The organism is Synechococcus sp. H60.2, assembly GCF_047462315.1.
GTDB lineage: Bacteria > Cyanobacteriota > Cyanobacteriia > Thermostichales > Thermostichaceae > Thermostichus.
In genome coordinates this window covers 15333-31618 of the sequence record NZ_JANSIZ010000010.1, presented here as the reverse complement: position 1 = coordinate 31618, position 16286 = coordinate 15333, and the positions used below count along the sequence as shown (strand labels likewise).

Annotated in this window: 16 protein-coding genes; 10 read left to right on the top strand and 6 right to left on the bottom strand. The window is 60.4% G+C overall.

Annotation, left to right across the window (positions count from 1 at the left end):
- Window positions 1-89: 89 nt before the first annotated feature.
- Entirely contained in the window at window positions 90-1175 is a 1086-nt protein-coding gene (locus NW845_RS02835; protein ID WP_414376737.1) for an ABC transporter permease, read from the bottom strand.
- Entirely contained in the window at window positions 1145-1951 is an 807-nt protein-coding gene (locus NW845_RS02830) for an ABC transporter ATP-binding protein (protein ID WP_414376735.1), read from the bottom strand. The genes NW845_RS02835 and NW845_RS02830 overlap by 31 nt, the downstream gene beginning before the upstream one ends.
- Window positions 1952-2504: 553 nt before the next feature.
- Between NW845_RS02830 and argJ the strand changes: the two genes are divergently transcribed.
- The gene (argJ, locus tag NW845_RS02825; protein ID WP_414376733.1) at window positions 2505-3725 is read left to right on the top strand and encodes a bifunctional glutamate N-acetyltransferase/amino-acid acetyltransferase ArgJ; all 1221 of its coding nucleotides are present in this window, start codon (window positions 2505-2507) and stop codon (window positions 3723-3725) included.
- 23 nt (window positions 3726-3748) lie between these two features.
- On the opposite strand, the gene psbH is transcribed toward argJ, so the two are convergent.
- A complete protein-coding gene (psbH, locus tag NW845_RS02820; RefSeq protein WP_011430181.1) occupies window positions 3749-3952 on the bottom strand; it encodes a photosystem II reaction center phosphoprotein PsbH in 204 nt (67 codons plus the stop codon).
- Between the two features lie 190 nt (window positions 3953-4142).
- Between psbH and psbN the strand changes: the two genes are divergently transcribed.
- Together psbN and dapF are read left to right on the top strand one after the other, a co-directional pair.
- Window positions 4143-4274, top strand: a complete 132-nt coding sequence (gene psbN, locus NW845_RS02815) for a photosystem II reaction center protein PsbN (RefSeq protein WP_414363859.1) — start codon at window positions 4143-4145, stop codon at window positions 4272-4274.
- 26 nt (window positions 4275-4300) lie between these two features.
- Window positions 4301-5170: a diaminopimelate epimerase gene (dapF, locus tag NW845_RS02810; protein WP_414370727.1), complete on the top strand. Its 870-nt coding sequence runs from the start codon at window positions 4301-4303 to the stop codon at window positions 5168-5170.
- Between the two features lie 6 nt (window positions 5171-5176).
- On the opposite strand, the gene NW845_RS02805 is transcribed toward dapF, so the two are convergent.
- Entirely contained in the window at window positions 5177-5818 is a 642-nt protein-coding gene (locus tag NW845_RS02805; RefSeq protein ID WP_414363857.1) for a hypothetical protein, read from the bottom strand.
- 96 nt (window positions 5819-5914) lie between these two features.
- Entirely contained in the window at window positions 5915-6430 is a 516-nt protein-coding gene (locus NW845_RS02800) for a hypothetical protein (RefSeq protein WP_414376731.1), read from the bottom strand.
- A gap of 265 nt (window positions 6431-6695) precedes the next feature.
- Here NW845_RS02800 and pcrA point away from each other — a divergent pair, with 265 nt between their 5' ends.
- The 7 genes from pcrA (at window position 6696) to NW845_RS02765 (ending at window position 15430) form a co-directional block, all read left to right on the top strand.
- Window positions 6696-9029 (top strand): DNA helicase PcrA, encoded by a 2334-nt coding sequence (gene pcrA, locus NW845_RS02795; protein ID WP_414376729.1) that lies wholly within the window; start codon window positions 6696-6698, stop codon window positions 9027-9029.
- A gap of 369 nt (window positions 9030-9398) precedes the next feature.
- Window positions 9399-10181: a twin-arginine translocase subunit TatC gene (gene tatC, locus NW845_RS02790; protein WP_414363854.1), complete on the top strand. Its 783-nt coding sequence runs from the start codon at window positions 9399-9401 to the stop codon at window positions 10179-10181.
- Between the two features lie 13 nt (window positions 10182-10194).
- On the top strand, window positions 10195-10422 hold the full coding sequence (locus NW845_RS02785) for a hypothetical protein (RefSeq protein WP_414370722.1): 228 nt from the start codon (window positions 10195-10197) through the stop codon (window positions 10420-10422).
- 8 nt (window positions 10423-10430) lie between these two features.
- Window positions 10431-11771, top strand: a complete 1341-nt coding sequence (locus NW845_RS02780; RefSeq protein ID WP_414376727.1) for an NAD(P)/FAD-dependent oxidoreductase — start codon at window positions 10431-10433, stop codon at window positions 11769-11771.
- Window positions 11772-11879: 108 nt separating this feature from the next.
- Window positions 11880-12734, top strand: a complete 855-nt coding sequence (locus NW845_RS02775; protein ID WP_414376725.1) for a DUF2993 domain-containing protein — start codon at window positions 11880-11882, stop codon at window positions 12732-12734.
- 169 nt (window positions 12735-12903) lie between these two features.
- Complete coding sequence (locus tag NW845_RS02770; RefSeq protein ID WP_414376723.1) at window positions 12904-14424, top strand: hypothetical protein; 1521 nt, start codon at window positions 12904-12906, stop codon at window positions 14422-14424.
- A gap of 94 nt (window positions 14425-14518) precedes the next feature.
- Entirely contained in the window at window positions 14519-15430 is a 912-nt protein-coding gene (locus NW845_RS02765; protein ID WP_414363850.1) for a methylenetetrahydrofolate reductase, read from the top strand.
- Here the strand turns inward: NW845_RS02765 and dapB are convergent.
- Window positions 15427-16263: a 4-hydroxy-tetrahydrodipicolinate reductase gene (dapB, locus tag NW845_RS02760; protein ID WP_414376747.1), complete on the bottom strand. Its 837-nt coding sequence runs from the start codon at window positions 16261-16263 to the stop codon at window positions 15427-15429. The genes NW845_RS02765 and dapB overlap by 4 nt on opposite strands.
- Window positions 16264-16286 lie beyond the last annotated feature (23 nt).

Genomic DNA, 16286 nt, shown 5'->3' with positions numbered 1-16286 from the left:
CTCAGGTCTGCAACCTGAGCCTTTTTGTTGCCGGGAATTCCCAGTTTTTGCCTTTTGCGAAACCGCTTCTGCCGGCTCTATGGCAAAAATCAGTTCTCGCGGCGCACAGCGCTCTCGTGCCATCTGCCCAATATCTTGTCTGACAAAGCGCTCAAAGCCACAAAGATCAGGATCCCTAGGCCGGTAACCAGCACCAAGGCGGCAAACATGCGAGGCACCTGCAAATTAAAGCTAGAGATCAAGATTTGGTAGGCGATCCCGGCCCGTTGCCCACCGGTGCCGGCGACAAACTCCGCCACCACGGCCCCGATCAAAGAAAGGCCACCGCTAATGCGCAGGCCCCCCAGAAAATAGGGCAGAGCACTGGGCAGACGCAAGTAGATCAAGGTTTGCCAGCGATTGGCCTTGTACAGTTGAAACAGGTTGAGCAGGTTGTGATCGACACTGTTTAATCCCAGGGTGGTGTTGGAGATAATTGGGAAAAAGGCGACAATCCAAGCGCAAACCACCATTGCAGCAAACGTATTGTTGCGCAGCCAGATGATGATCAGCGGCGCGATGGAAACAATGGGCGTTGTTTGCAAAATCACCGCATAGGGAAAGAGGCTGCGCTCAATCCATTTGCTCTGGGCAAACAAAATCGCCAACAAAAGCCCTGAGACCGTGGCCAAAAGGAACGCCACCACCGTAATTTGCAGGGTGATCAAAAGGGAAGGAAAAAGGGATCCCCAGTCTCGCACCAGGGTTTGCACCACCAAAATCGGCCCCGGCAATAGATAGGGGGGCACCCCCGTTAGCCGCACAGCCACTTCCCAGCCCACCAGAAAAAGGATCCCGACGATCCCAGGGGCAATCACATCCAGGTTGAACCACTTGCGCAGATCCAATCCTTGCCCGGAGGTCGGCGGCGCAGAGCCAGACACCTTAGCCGCATCAGTGGGTTGGGGCCTGAGTTTTTCTTCCACCGCGCTGTTCAGTCGCGGCAGATCGCTATCCAGCCAGGGCCCAGAGGAGCGCTCCGGTGTGCCAAGCAGGGATCCCAGCCGGTGAGACAGCCAATCGAGAAGGAAACTGAAAGGACTTAGCATGGTGGAGGGGGAATCAAGGGCTCTAAGACCAGGAATGCCGCCAAAGGGGGATCCCGTCAGCGCAGCCGTCCGGCAGAGAGGGGGCACAGGTAGGGATCCTGATCCGTGTCGCGCATGGCCTCCCGCAAACGGGTCGCGACCTCCCGGCAATAGTCGTTGTAAAGGGGCGAGGTGCGAAACTCTTCCGAGCGGGGGTAGGGTGCCTCAATGGGGATATCCGCCACCACCCGCCCAGGGCGGGCTGCCATCACCACCACGCGGTTGGACAGATAGACAGCCTCGTAAATGTTGTGGGTAACAAAAATCACCGTCCAGCGCTTCTCCTGCCACAACTCCAGCAGTTCGCTGTTCAGCTTGCTGCGGGTAATCTCGTCCAAGGCGCCGAAGGGCTCGTCCATGAGCAGCACCTGGGGTTTGGTTACCAAGGCGCGGGCAATGGAAACCCGCATGCGCATACCGCCGGACAGCTCGCGGGGAAAACTGCGCTCAAACCCCCGCAGGCCCACCAGGTGGAGGGCTTCCAGAACCTCTCGTTCGGCTTTGGGCTGGGGCTCACCAGCCAACTTCAGAGGTAGGCGCACGTTGTCCATCACCGTTGCCCAGGGCATGAGGGCCGGCTCCTGAAACACAAAGGCCAATTTGGGTTGCCCCTGGGAGGTGTTTTGCCCCCATTCGATAGATCCCGTGGTTAGGTGGCCCAACCCAGCAATCAGCCGCAGCACCGTGCTTTTCCCGCAGCCAGAGGGCCCCACCAAGCTGACGAACTGCCCTTCCTGGATGGCCATGTTCATGTCTTGCAAAGCCACCGTGCCATTGGAATAGACCTTGCTGACATGGTTAAGGGTAATGACAGGGGCAGACATGGCTCGTGGTTCCCAGACCAGAAGACAAAGGGATCCCTTCTCCATCCAGAAAGAGAAGGACGCTCAGTACCATTAAAAAACACAGAGGGATAGCTGGGTAGCCCTGGACTTGAGGGCGGGACGGAAAATCCCGTCAGCAACTTTAGTTGCTCATCAATGGTATGGTTGCTACCAAGGTGGTACTGTTCCCAGGCGAGCCCCTAAAACGGTGAAAAACTCAGCCAGTGGCAAGTGTCCGGGAGAGACTAACATCTCAGCCAACCTGCAAGGACTCCGTCCCGCTGACGCGAACAGAAAAGCAAGCAGAACCTTGGAGCTTTGCCTCAAGGAACTGTCTAGAGGTGTCTTGACAGCGTCTTTACGAGTTCGTTGTTGAACGGCGTAAGAATTCCCCACCTTTAGGCGGTGGGAGGGTCAACCCCCGCCCTCCCTCAGATGTGGTTTCCAGAGAGTTTCTTGGGCAAAACTTGCCAGTTGCCAGCCCTGACCCTGAACCCCGATCTGAGCGGCAAGCCGGTATGATAATGCCAATCACCCCCTGGCCCCGGAATCTATGGGATCCCAATTTAAACGGGTTGCAGGCGCCGTTACCGCCCCACGAGGGTTCCGCGCTGCTGGCGTGGCTGCCGGCCTCAAGCCCTCTGGAGCTGCCGATCTGGCTTTGATCGTCTCTGACTGCAATGCAGTGGGGGCTGGCGTTTTCACTACCAACCAGGTCAAGGCCGCTTGTGTTACCTATAACCAAAGGATCCTCGCCCAAGGGCAACCGGTGCGGGCCATCCTTTGCAACGCCGGCCAAGCCAACGCCTGTACAGGAGAAGAAGGGGAGCGCAACAACACCCAACTGGCTCTCTGGGTAGGAGAACGGCTGGGGATCCCGGCCCAACAGGTGCTCACTGCCTCGACAGGGGTGATCGGGCGGCAATTGGAAATGGCCAAAATCGAGGCAGCCCTGCCCCGCCTGATCGACAGCCTCTCGCCCACAGGAGGAGAGAGCGCCGCCCGCGCCATCCTCACCACTGACCTGGTAACCAAGAGTACAGCCCTAGAGGCCGAGATCGACGGCTACACCATCCGGGTGGGAGGCATTGCCAAGGGATCCGGCATGATCCACCCCAACTTGGCGACGATGCTGGCTTTCTTGACCTGCGACGCGGCTGTAGATCCCCACCTGTGGCAGCAGCTCCTCCAGCAGGCTGCCGACCTCAGCTTTAACCAAATCACCGTGGACGGGGATACTAGCACCAATGACATGGTACTGGCCCTGGCCAATGGCCAAAGCGGGATCCCCCCCCTGCAGGCCAGCACGGAAGCGGCCCAGACTCTGGCGGAGATGGTCGTTCAGGTCTGCATTGACCTGGCCAAGGCCATTGCCCGCGATGGGGAAGGGGCCACCAAGCTGCTGGAGATCCGGGTGCAGGGAGCTCCCAACGATAGGTCGGCCCGGCAGATGGCCCGCGTGATCGCCAGCTCTCCCCTGGTGAAGGCAGCAGTTTTTGGCAATGATCCCAACTGGGGACGAGTGGCCGCCGCTGCTGGGCGGTCTGGGATCCCCTTTGACAGCCGTCGCTTGGAGGTTCGCCTGGGGGATTTTCTGCTGTTGCAGGGGGGAATGCCTTTGGCTTTTGATCGCCAGGCAGCCTCCGAGTACCTAAAGCAAGGAGACCCAGTAATCTTCACCGTGGATCTCCACCAGGGATCTGGCCAGGGCGTTGCCTGGGGCTGCGATCTCAGCTACGACTACGTACGCATCAACGCCGAGTACACCACCTAGACAGCCCGCGGCAGCCAGAAGAACTAGAAGCTGAGGCTCTCCCAGGAGACGTTGATGTCTTCCAGGAGCAGCGACTTGTTGTAGATCTGCAGGATGATCAGCAAAAAGATGCCAAACAGCACCATAAAGACCGCCATCAGAGGTGTGGTGCCCCAGCCAGGGGCCACCTTGCCGTATTCCGAGTTGAGGGGACGCAGCAGATCGCCCAGTTTGGTACGAATAGCCATAGGTTCTCGCGCTAGGTCAAAGAGAGGACAGGTTTACCCAGTCGGAGGTCAGCACGGCGGCAGATCCCAGCCAGACAGCCTCCTTTTAAAATCACGCTAACAGAATCTGGTCACTTCCCTTTGCCGCCGGCAATGAATTGTAAACTTGTGTAATATGTAGGAAGATTCTCTCAGAATTGAAGAGTTAGCTATGGAATCCACCCTTTCGCTGGTTGTGGCCATTGCGGCGACAACCATCTGCATCACCGCCTTTGCCATCTACACGGCCTTTGGCCCCCCTGCCAAAAACTTGCAGGATCCCTACGAGATGCACGAGGATTGAAGCCGGTCGTTTTGCGGTTCCAGTGCATGCCTGCTCGGTTACCCTCTCGTCTCCCCTTCCACAAATACCAAGGCCTGGGGAACGACTTCATCTTGGTGGACAACCGCCACCAGTCCCAGCCCTGTCTGACTCCAGAAGAGGCCGTTGCCCTGTGCAACCGCCGCTTTGGCGTGGGGGCAGATGGGGTTATCTTCCTGCTGCCGGGGCAGGCGGGGGCCGATTTCAGCATGCGCCTGTTCAACAGCGACGGCTCGGAGGCGGAAATGTGCGGCAACGGGATCCGCTGTTTGGCCCGCTTTTTACAGGATCTGGGGATCCCCGCTCAGGATGGTGCCTACCAGATCCACACCTTGGCGGGGCGGATTGTGCCGCGGGTGCAGCCCGATGGCCTGGTGACAGTGGACATGGGGATCCCTCGCCTGTTGGCCCAGCAGATTCCCACCACGCTGGCCGGGCCAGAGGAGAAGGTGATTCGGCAACCGCTCCCAGTGGCCGGGCGGGAGTGGCCGGTGACGGCGGTGAGCATGGGCAACCCCCATTGCGTGGTCTTTCTCGAGGAGGAGGGATCCCTGGAAGAGCTGGATCTGGAAAGGGTAGGCCCCCTGTTTGAGCATCACCCCGCCTTTCCGGAGCGCACCAACACCGAATTCGTGCAGGTGCTCAGCCCTAACCGCCTGCGGCTGCGGGTTTGGGAGCGAGGGGCAGGGGCGACGCTGGCCTGTGGAACAGGGGCTTGTGCCGCCCTAGTAGCTGCCGTCTTGGAAGAGCGGGCCAAGCCCCAAGCCACGGTAGAGCTGCCGGGAGGCAGCCTGGAGGTTCGCTGGGATCTTGACACCCAACACGTGTGGATGACAGGGCCAGCCCTGCCCGTTTTCAGCGGCACCACCGCCGATTGAGAGGTCTCAGGATCCCAGCCCCAGCAGGAGAAGAGCCAGCAGGGTGAGAATCCCATAGGCAGTGCTCCAACCCTGCCGCCAGATCAACGCCACTGCCAGGCCCAACAAGACCAGCCCCAGCCCCAGGCCGAGGCGTAGGAACAGAGGATGAACCCACTGGTTGAGGGAGCGTTTGAGCCAGGGGAAGATCACCCCCAAGCCGAAGGCCAACGCCACTGGGATCCAGTCGATCCCGCTCGTCCGCTCCCAGCCCAGCAGGTAGAGGCCACCCAGGCAAAGGCCCAAGCCAAAAAGCAGCACCCGCATGGTGGGATAGTCTTGCCGGTAGCTGGAGGCGCGGCTCCAAGCTCCCTCCGGCCTGCTCAGGGTCAACGGCTCAACCACAAAGCTTTCACTCCACTCCGGCGCTGCTTCAGTTTGACCACGGCACCAGAGGTAGACGTTGACTTTGCGCAACCCCTGCAGCAGTGAGGCCTCGACAGCGCTGCGCACCACCTCCATCACCTGCAGCGTGTCCACCACATCGCCGGGCAGCCGTTCCAGCAGCACATTCAGCACCTGACCCTTCAGCTCGGCGCGGCCAAACAGCCGCAGATCGGCTAGCTTGTAGTCGAGGATTTGGTTTAAGGTCTTGAGCTGGTGGCGCATGGATCCCGGCACCCAGCCGTTTTAAGGTTGTCCATAGCTTTGCTAAACCAGTTTAGCGGTTGGGAAGAGGCAGGGGAAAAGCGGGATCCAAGGCCGTCAAACGCGCGTGCGAATGCACTGGCGAATGCGGAGGTTAGATTGCTCCAGATCGGCGAACCCGCTCAGGAGGGTGCCTTGACTGTCCAAAAGCAGCAAGGCGGCCTGGCGGCGAAAATCGATCCCGGGCAGCACCTCGGCAGCCACCTCCTGCAGTTTTTGGATGGCTGATCCCTCGAAATCGACCGAGACATAGACAAACGGAGAAACCAAGCGGGGATCCGTCGGCACGCTGTCTCGAATGGCCTGCAAAACCAAATTGCGCACCAGCAGCAGCCCCCTGCCGTCTATCAGCACGATCTGGCGCAGGCGGGGATTTTGCCCAAACTCCAGGGCCAAACTTTTGGAGAGGGCCTCCGCTTGGGAGCGGGTTTGGCTGTTGGTCAAGATCACCACCTGCAGGCCGTCGTACTGACTTAAGTCGAGCCGATCCCCAGCAATGCTTTCCAGCTGCAGGGTAAGAGGGGCGTTGGGGTTGCCGTTGCTGGGGCAGTTGCCGGCTTGAGCTGGAGCCAACGGGCCCGCGGAGAGGAGAGCAAAGGTAGCAACCCCCAAAGCGACCAGTCTTTTTGGAAAGCCAAGCGGGCAGCAATTAGGTGGGGCCCCGCAACTAAGCAAAACTCGTTTCATAGCAGCAAGTTCTGGGGTGAGCTGGCCAAATCTTAACCAATCTTCATCTTTAGCTTTGGCGCTCTAGAGTACCTTTTGGGCTTCCCAAGCCTGTTGGGTTGCCAGCCAGGCTGCGCCCATAATGGAAAGCAGTTTCTCGTTGGCGGCAGATATGACTTCTGGCTCCTTGTTGGATGGCCTCAATCCTTCTCAACGCCAAGCGGTGCAACACTTTTGCGGCCCCTTGCTGGTGGTGGCGGGGGCAGGTTCCGGCAAGACGCGCACCCTTACCCACCGCATCGCCTACCTCATCCGCCACTATCGGGTGGATCCGGAGGAGATTTTGGCTGTTACCTTCACCAACAAGGCCGCCCGCGAAATGAAGGAGCGCATCGAGCAGCTTTTTGCCGAGCAGGAGGCACAGGAGCAGTTTGGGATCCCACTTGCGCAACTGGAGCCGGCCCAGGCAACGCGCTTGAAGTCCAGCGTTTACCGCCGCTGGATTAAGCCCCTCTGGATCGGCACGTTCCACAGCCTATTTGCCCAAGTCTTGCGCCTGGAGATTGAAAAGTACCAGGATCCCAAGGGACGCAAGTGGACTCGTGACTTCTCAATTTTCGATGAGTCGGACGCCCAATCCCTGGTTAAAGAGATTGTAACTAAGCAACTCAATTTAGATGAGCGCCAGTTCGATCCAAGATCGGTGCGGTACGCCATCAGCAAGGCCAAAAACCAGGGTTGGACTCCCGCCGATCTGGAGCGCCACCAGCCCAACTTCCGGGGCCGCATCCTGGCTCAGGTTTACGAGCTCTACGAAGATCAACTGGCGGCCAATAACGCCCTCGACTTCGACAACTTAATTTGGATCCCGGTACAGCTGTTTCGCCAAAATGAGCAGGTCTTGGCTTACTGGCACCAGCGCTTCCGGCACATTCTGGTGGACGAGTACCAAGACACCAACCGCACCCAGTATGAGCTGATCCGGCTGCTGGTCACCAACGGCGAGACCCGCAGATCTCAGTTGGATTGGAAAAACCGGTCGATCTTTGTCGTGGGAGATGCAGATCAAAGCATCTATCGCTTTCGTGGGGCAGACTTCACCATTTTGCTGGAGTTTCAAGAGACCTTTGGCGATGGCCTCCCAGATGACGATACCCGCACCCTGATCAAGCTGGAGGAAAACTATCGCTCTACAGCTACTATTTTGCAGGCAGCTAACGTCCTCATTGAGAAAAACACCGAGCGCATTGATAAAGTTCTCCGGCCAACTCGCCCCTTGGGCAATCCCATCGTTTGCTACCAAGCGGAGGACGAGATCGCTGAGGCTGAGTTTGTAGTCAACACCATCCGCAGGTTACACAGCCAAGATCCCAACTTTTCCTGGGGAGATTTTGCCATTCTCTACCGCACCAATGCCCAGTCTCGCCCCTTTGAAGAGGTTCTGCTGCGCTGGGGGATCCCTTACACCGTGGTGGGCGGGCCGCGATTTTACGATCGCAAAGAAATTAAGGATGTGCTGGCCTATTTGCGGGCTGTGCTCAACCCTGCTGACTCTTTTAGCCTGCTGCGCATTATCAATGTGCCGCGGCGGGGTATCGGCAAATCGACTCTGGACAAGCTAACCGAAGCGGCGGCTGCCTTAAATGTGCCCCTGTGGACTCTCCTCAGCGACGAGGCTGCTGTAACCAACTTGGTGGGGCGTTCCGCCAAGCCGGTCATCCAGTTTGTCCGGTTCATCGAACATTGGCACAAACAAGTGGCTCAGGTTTCTGCTGCCACTCTTTTGGAAGCATTGCTGCGGGATTCTGGCTATCTGGCAGATCTCAAGGCCCAGGGAGAGGCTGAGGAAAGAGTCGCCAACGTAATGGAGCTCTACAACGCCGCCCGTCAATTTGAAGAAGAACAGGAGGAGGCCAGCCTTGAGGCTTTCTTGAGCAATGTGTCTTTGGCTTCCGATTTGGACAACCTTCAGGAGGGAGCTGAGAAAGTTTCGTTGATGACGTTGCACGCTTCCAAAGGGCTGGAGTTCCCGGTCGTATTTTTGGTGGGGGTAGAGCAGGGACTATTTCCCAATTTTCGGGCTTTGGAGGATCCCGCTGCTTTGGAAGAAGAACGGCGCCTCTGCTACGTGGGCATCACCCGCGCCCGTGAGCAATTGTTTATCTGCCACGCCAGCGAACGGCGGCTCTACGGCAACCGCGAATCTGCCATCCCCTCTCTATTTTTGAGTGAGCTGCCCCAAGAGCTGATCCAATGGGAGAGAGCCAGGGGGCTTTCGTTCTCCGCGGACAACATGGCTGCGGCCACGCCCAAGGCCAAGACCGCTCGCCGTCAGGGCCCCCAGCAGTGGGCGGTGGGAGATCGCCTGCAACACCCCAAATTTGGCCAGGGGCAAATTACTCACATCTTTGGTAGTGGCGACCAGGTTACCTTGGCCGTGAAATTTCCCGCCGTTGGCCGAAAAATTTTGGATCCCCGCATCGCGCCCATTCAAAAGCTCAGCTAGCTGGACTCAAAGGGGCTGTAGATGCCGGGTGGGCAGTCCAAAAAGAGAGGATTACTGCAAGTCTAGGAACCGCTCGCGGGAACGACGGACTTGCTGACCTGGCATGACACCTGAAGGGGGAACTTTGCGGCTGCTTGCGCCAGGGAGATGGCTCAGGGCCGTGGGGCAACCGTTTTCTGACTAGGAAGGATGCTAGTCTGGTGAAGCAGAAACTTTGGGCAGTGGCAGCTCCCGCCTGGCAGGGCTTAGCGGCAGAGGATGTCCCTGCCAGGAGCATCTTGGCAAGAGAAGCATGTAGTGGGCGGGCGCTTTTCCTTGAGGGGGGGGCAGGGCTAAGATAGCGGGAAAGGTTTCGTTACCCGTCGGCCCATGACCCTTGCCTCTGAGACCGAATCCTCGCAGCAAGCTCCGTCAACGCCTGAGCCTGCTCGGGTGCCAGATCCGGAGTTTCCCTACGAGGTCGAGATGACCTTGATGGAGCATCTGGAGGAGTTGCGCAGCCGCCTCTTGGCCAGTGTAATTGCGGTGGCCTTATGTATCGTCGCCTGTTTTCTGGTGGTGAACCGCATCGTCGCCCTGCTGGAGGTGCCTGCTCAAGGGGTGACCTTCTTGCAACTGGCGCCGGGCGAGTATTTTTTCGTGTCTATGAAGGTGGCGGCCTATTCGGGGCTGCTCTTGGCCACGCCCTTTGTGCTTTACCAAATTGCCCGCTTTGTCTTGCCGGGGCTGAGCGTGAAGGAGCGCAGGCTGCTGGGGCCGGTGGTGTTGGGATCCAGCCTTTTGTTTGTGGCTGGCTTGGTCTTCGCCTATTACCTCCTCATTCCGGCGGCGCTCAACTTCTTCATTCGCTATGGCGAAGGGGTGGTGGATCAGGCCTGGTCCATCGACCGCTACTTTGAGTTTGTGCTGCTGCTGATGTTCAGCACTGGCTTGGCCTTTCAGGTGCCGATTTTGCAGGCGCTGCTGGGAGCCTTGGGTCTGGTAACTGCTGAGCAGATGTTCAAGGGTTGGCGCTATGTTGTCCTGGGTTCGGTGGTGGCAGGAGCCGTTCTCACCCCTTCGACGGATCCCCTCACCCAAAGTCTCTTGGCTGGCGCCGTGACGTTCCTGTACTTGTTCGGCATTCTGCTGGTGAAGCTACTTGGCAAATGACCCACGGCTGTAGGTGCTAGTTCTGGCCTCTGGATTTTCCGAGCCAAGGGTAGAGGTACTGCTTTCCGAGAGCTCTGAGCCGGAGGGCAAGGGCTGTCTGCGGGAAAAAGGAGCCTGGATATCTTTGCTTCTGACCATGGTGGCGGTGGTTTGGCTGGGATCCGCCCTGGCCTACGGGAGTACCCTCCGCGCCATCATCTCTGACCACCTGCTGAGCTGCTGCTTTTGTCTGATTGTATGATTTTTGGCTTGAAAACAACTCTTTATCCGGCCAGCACTTACGATCCCTCCTATCCGGTTGGCAGCTACTGGGACAGCACGATCGCGGATCCCAGTTGGCGATATCCGGCGCCTTTGCAAGGCTCGGTTGAGGCCGAGGTGGCTATCCTGGGGGGAGGATTGACGGGGCTGTCGACGGCTCTGCACCTAGCCCGCGATCACGGTATCTCGGCCTGTCTGCTGGAGGCGGGATCCCTGGGCTGGGGGGCCTCGGGGCGCAACGGCGGTTTCTGCGGCGTGGGGGCGAGCTACCTTACCCACACCCAGATGGTACGGCGGATAGGCCTGGCAGAGACGGAGCGCTACTACCGGGATCAGCGGCAGGCAGTAGAAACCGTCCAAGAGCTGGCTACTACCGAGGGCTTTTCCCTAGATGCCCAGGGTCAAGGTTGGTACGCGGTGGCCCACCGCCCCAGCGCTTGGCGGGAATTGGAGGCCGAGTACCAAATCTACACCCAAGTGGCCGGCTACCCGGCCCAGCTCCTCAGTCCCAAGGAGCTGCGAGAACGGGGCTTCGATAGCCAAGAGAACCATGGCGCTCTGCACATCGGAGTGGGGTTTGGCCTCAACCCCCTCAAGCTTATCCAAGGGCTAGCCCAGGCAGCTCAAAGGTGGGGGGCGCGATTGCACAGCGCCAGCCCTGTTGTCGCTTGGGAAAAGACGGGATCCCAACACTTCTGCCATACGCCGGGGGGAACGGTGCGGGCGCGGCACCTGGTTATCGCCACCAATGGCTACACTCCAGGGGCTCTGTATCCCCAACTGGCGGGATCCCTCCTGCCGGTGCTTTCCAACATTCTGGTCACCCGGCCTCTGACGCCTGCAGAGCGAAGGGCTCAGGGCTGGTGGGATCCGACGCCAATCTACGACACACGACGGCTGCTGTTCTACTACCGTCTCCTGCCGGACGGGCGCCTGCTGTTTGGGGGGCGGGGCGGCACCCGCAATACTCCGGCAGAACGACAGCGCCTGCAGGCTTGGATGACTCGGCAGCTTTACCGTCTCTTTCCCGCCTGGGAGGGGGTGGAGATCGAGTACGCTTGGAACGGCCTGGTCTGCCTTTCGCGGCAGCTTCACCCCCATATCGGTTCTTCGCCGACGGATCCCAGCTTGTGGTATGGCCTGGCCTACCATGGCAGCGGCGTGGCCACAGCGGTGTGGGCGGGCAAAATCCTAGCCCAGGAGGTGGCCGGCGTCCGACCCCAGATTAGCGCCCTCTTTCGCCAGCCGCCGCGCGTTTTCCCTTTCCCCTGGCTGCGGCTTCACTACCTGCGGCTGGGGTATCTTTGGTGGCAGTTGACGGATGGGTAGCTCCTCCAAGTGTGCGGGGGATCCCTCTGTTCGGTGGAGCAGTCCTGCCTTAGCCTAGTCATAGTTTGGCCAGAGAAATGTTGCCTGTTGTCGCTCCTGAGGTACCCCGTGCTGTTCCCGTCTTGCCGTCGGCCTGCCCCGGATCCCTCTTCTCTTGCAGCCCGTCGCCGCCAGCGGCTCTCGCCAGCAGGGCAGCGGCTAGGATTGGCACTGCTGCTTGGCTTGCCCACTATGTTTTGGTCTTGGCCCGGATTTGCCCAGATTGCCGGATCCCTGCTCAGCCCTTTGGTGGCCGCCTGGATTCGCTCTGAGGTGCAGCAGGTCGACAACTTGCAGGTGCAGATCGCCGGTTCCGACGCCCAGATTTTGAACGGCCAGATCCCCCAGGCCCAGGTGTCGGGAGACAACCTTATCTATCAGGGATTCCAGGTCAGCCACCTGCGGCTGCAGGGCCAGGATATTCGCCTCAATGTAGGGGAAGCCATCCAAGGACGTAGCCCCCTGCAACTGTTGGCGCCCGTGCCGGTGCAGGTGAGCTTGCGCCTCACCGAAGACGATCTTAACCGCACCCTTCAGGCTCCCCTCATCCAGTCTCAACTGGCCCAGGCACAGGTGCAACTGCCCTTTGGAGGTCAAGCGGTGCCCTTCTTGATCCGCCAGCCCCAGGTCACCTTGGAGCAAAATCGGCTGCGCATCCAGGCCCAATTGGTGACTCCCGAGGGGGTGGAGGTGCCGGTTACGGTGCTAACCGGGCTACAGGCCCAGGGCCCCAACCAGTTGCGGCTGGTCAATCCCCTGTGGGTGAGCGAAGGGCAGGAGATCCCCATCCCCGGCCTGGCGGATTTTCCCATTCAGTTGGATCCAGGCGTGCGCATCGATCGCCTGGAGTTGCAGCCCGGCCAAATCCTCTACGAGGGAATGTTGGTCATCTACCCGGAAGCGGCGGCAGTGCCGCAGGGGTAGCCGGCTGTTGCCGGAGCTCAACCCCTTGAGCTCGCCTTTGGGCGGTGCCGGCGGGCTCTGCTGTGGCCAAGTTGTGATCGGGATCAAACCCAAGGCTGAGGCTGCTGGGCGAGAATCCCTCTAGCCGCTGCCAAGCGGACGCGGAGGGGTGGTGTATTGAGGTGAGTTCATGGTTTGGGGATCGCCGCCGCTACAACCCAGCGTTAGGCCCCTGCTCCTAGGGACTCTGCCGCTAATCCTGTCGCTGGTGTTGCTGGGGGGATGTTCCAGCGACGCATTCTCCACGGTGCCCCTAGATGGCACGGCTGCCGGCACACGCACGGCTACACCCCCAGGGCGAACTTTCTCCGATATTCCACCCGGCCGGGATCCCCGCTTGAAGCACCTTTGGGCCAGCTTTGTGATCACATCTGAGCAGTTGCAATCCGCCCGCAAGGCTCCCATCGCTCTCCACCCGCAGGCTCTCCTTCCCTGCACCGACTGCGAGAGCTTGGCAGAGCAGCCGGGATCCCCGCTCCCCACCCCCTCCTCCCCCGCCGTGGGCACCTATCGGCCTGACCAGCTCACGCTCTCTTTCCGAGTTGAGCCCCACAAGACCTTTACCCGCCTCAGCGGCAGCTTTCACCTGGATACCACCACGCCTCTGATTCACCCTGGCGAGGGGGTGCGCCTAGCTGTCCAAAAAGCCTTCTTAGGGGAAGAGGCTCTCGAGCCGCTGCCGCCCCCTCAGGACTTCTATGCCCGCCAGATTACTCAAGGTCGGTTCGAGGAGCGCACGTGGAGTTTCCCTTTCTCCCTACCGGAGGCCGACGCCCCTGCCCCCTCACCGTCTCTGCGGCTGCAGGTTGTCCTCACCTCCCCCATCCCGCCCGATTCTGCCCCTTTTCAGCGGGGCAGGCCGCTGCCGCCCCCCACGGGCCGGCTTTATCATGGGGTCATTTGGTCGGGCATGCCAACTTGGGAGCAGCTCTTGTCCTATCGCCAGGCCATCGGCCAGCCCCCTGCCTGGGCAGCGGTGGAGCACCTCTGGGATCCGCGGCAGGATTTTCCCCAGCCCCTGGCCAATCGGCTGCGGGAGAGCGGCTCCGTTCCCTACCTGCGCCTGCGGCTGCAGCCGGCCCACCTCTCTTCCCTGGCTGCGGGCGAACAGGATGAGACCTTGCGCTCTTGGGCCCGGGGCATCCAGCGCTTTGCTACCCCGATTATCCTGGCCATAGCTGCTGGGGACGGGGATACCGAGCTGCAACGACGGGCCTACCGTCACCTGATACAAACCCTGCGCTCTGATGCCAATTTGCTCTGGGTTCTAGAGCTGGAGGGAGCGGATAACGAGGCAGCGTCTGCCTGGGCCGCCTTGCCAGGGGTGGACTGGCTGAGCCTGGAGGTGAAGGGGGATCCTGAGGCTTTTGAAGCATTCTACTGTCGCCTTGTGGCCTTTAACCCCCAGTTGCCCCTGATTCTCAGCGGCCTGCCCCCCGACGCAGAAGCTGCCCAGTCCTTTTTGGAAGGCTTGGAAGCCCGGCGGTGGCCCCAGGTGATTGGCTGGAGCTGGGCCCTGGGTCCGCAGGGGATCCCGCCCGCGGCGGCGACAAACTGGCAGCAGCGTTTGCACCAAGGGGATCCCCCCCTCTGGCTGGGAGAAATGCGGGTGCAACCCCTGCCCAGCCCTTCGCCCTCAGCCAAGCCCTGAGAAAAGATGGAGCAGCGCCTAGGCTGGAAAAACCCTCCCAAAACAGTCGATAATAGGCCAACCCACTGCTTTTTCTTTCGGTCTTCCCAGAATTGTGGCCCTGACCTGCTCACCGCCGTCGCGCTTTGCCCAAGCCATCCAGCGGGGGGAATTTCTGCTCACGGCTGAGATCACCCCCCCCAAGGGATCCGACACCAGCACCTTGCTGTCTCTTGCCCAGCAGCTCAAGGGTCGGGTGCATGCCATCAACGTCACGGACTCCAACCGCGCCATGGCCCGCATGAGCCCCCTGGCCGCCTCACTGCTGTTGCATCAGGCGGGCATTGAGCCCATCCTGCAACTGGCCTGTCGGGATCGCAACCGCTTGGCTCTGCAAGGAGATCTGTTGGGAGCTTCCGCCCTCGGCCTGCGCAACGTGTTGGCCCTCACCGGGGATCCCATCCACATCGGCGATTGTCCCGACGCCCGCCCGGTCTTTGACCTGGAATCGGTGCGCCTGCTGCAGCTTATCCAACGCCTCAACAACGGCCTCGACTGCAACGGCAAGCCCCTCCCCGACGGTGGCACCTGCCTGTTCCCCGGAGCAGCGGTAGAACCCCAGTCCGGCAGCTTTTCCGGCCTGGAGCGGCGCTTCCACCGCAAGCTGGAGAACGGAGCCCAGTTTTTCCAAAGCCAGATGGTGACCGACTTCGAGCAACTGGAGCGTTTCATGGACAAGCTGGGCCGCCCCGCCGGCAAGCCTATCCTGGCGGGCATCTTCCTGCTCAAATCCGCCAAAAACGCCCTTTTCATCAACCGCAACTTGCCGGGGGTGCAGATCCCGGACGCCATCATCCAGCGGCTGGCCGATGCCCCCGATCCCCTGGCAGAAGGGATCCGCATTGCTGCCGAACAGGTGCGCCAGGCTCGCCAGATCTGTCACGGCGTACACCTCATGGCCGTCAAGGCCGAACACCTCATCCCGCACATCCTGGACGAGGCTGGGATCCCGCCCCTAAGCAGCTAGCTCAACACCTGCTCCAAGCCATAGACCAGCCCCTTGAGCTGCAGCACCTTGCGAATGCCCAGGATCACTCCCGGCATGAAAGCCACCCGATCCGTGATGTCGTGTCTCAAGGTCAACGTCTGCCCCATGCCGCCGAAGATCACCTCCTGGTGGGCGACTAGCCCCGGCAGGCGAACGCTGTGGATGGGGATATTGGGGCCGGGGATCCCTCCCCGCGAGCCGGGGAGCAGCTCCTTTTCTTCCACCTCGGGCGGGTTAAAGGCTTTGCCCAGTTGTCCCAGCCGTTGCGCTGTCTGTAGAGCCGTGCCGCTGGGGGCATCGGCTTTGCGGTTGTGGTGCAGCTCGACAATCTCCACGTGATCGAAATATTGGGCCGCCTGCAGAGCCATCTGCTGCAGCAGGATCATGCCGATGGCAAAGTTGGGCGCGATTAGACAGCCCACACCGGACTTGTCTGCCAGATCCCGCAGCCGCTCCACCTGCTCCGACGTCAGGCCCGTCGTCCCCACCACCGGCCGCACCCCAAAAGCAATGGCCGAGCGGACATTTTCATACACGGAGCGCGGATGGGTGAAGTCCACCATGACACCTCGGGTACTCCGCTGCGACAGCCGCAGCAACTGACCTGCCAGATCCTCGGTAATCTCTACTCCCAGGGATCCCAGGCCCAACACCTCACCAATGTCCGCGCCCAACTGGGAACGGGCCACCGCCCCCACCAACTTCATGTCGGGGGTTTGGGCCACCGCCCGCACCACCTCCCGCCCCATCTTGCCCAAAGCTCCCACCACCAAGACCGGGATAGGCTCAGAAGCCGCCGTCCCCTCACCAATGGCGGCGCCCTCTTCTCGTCCTT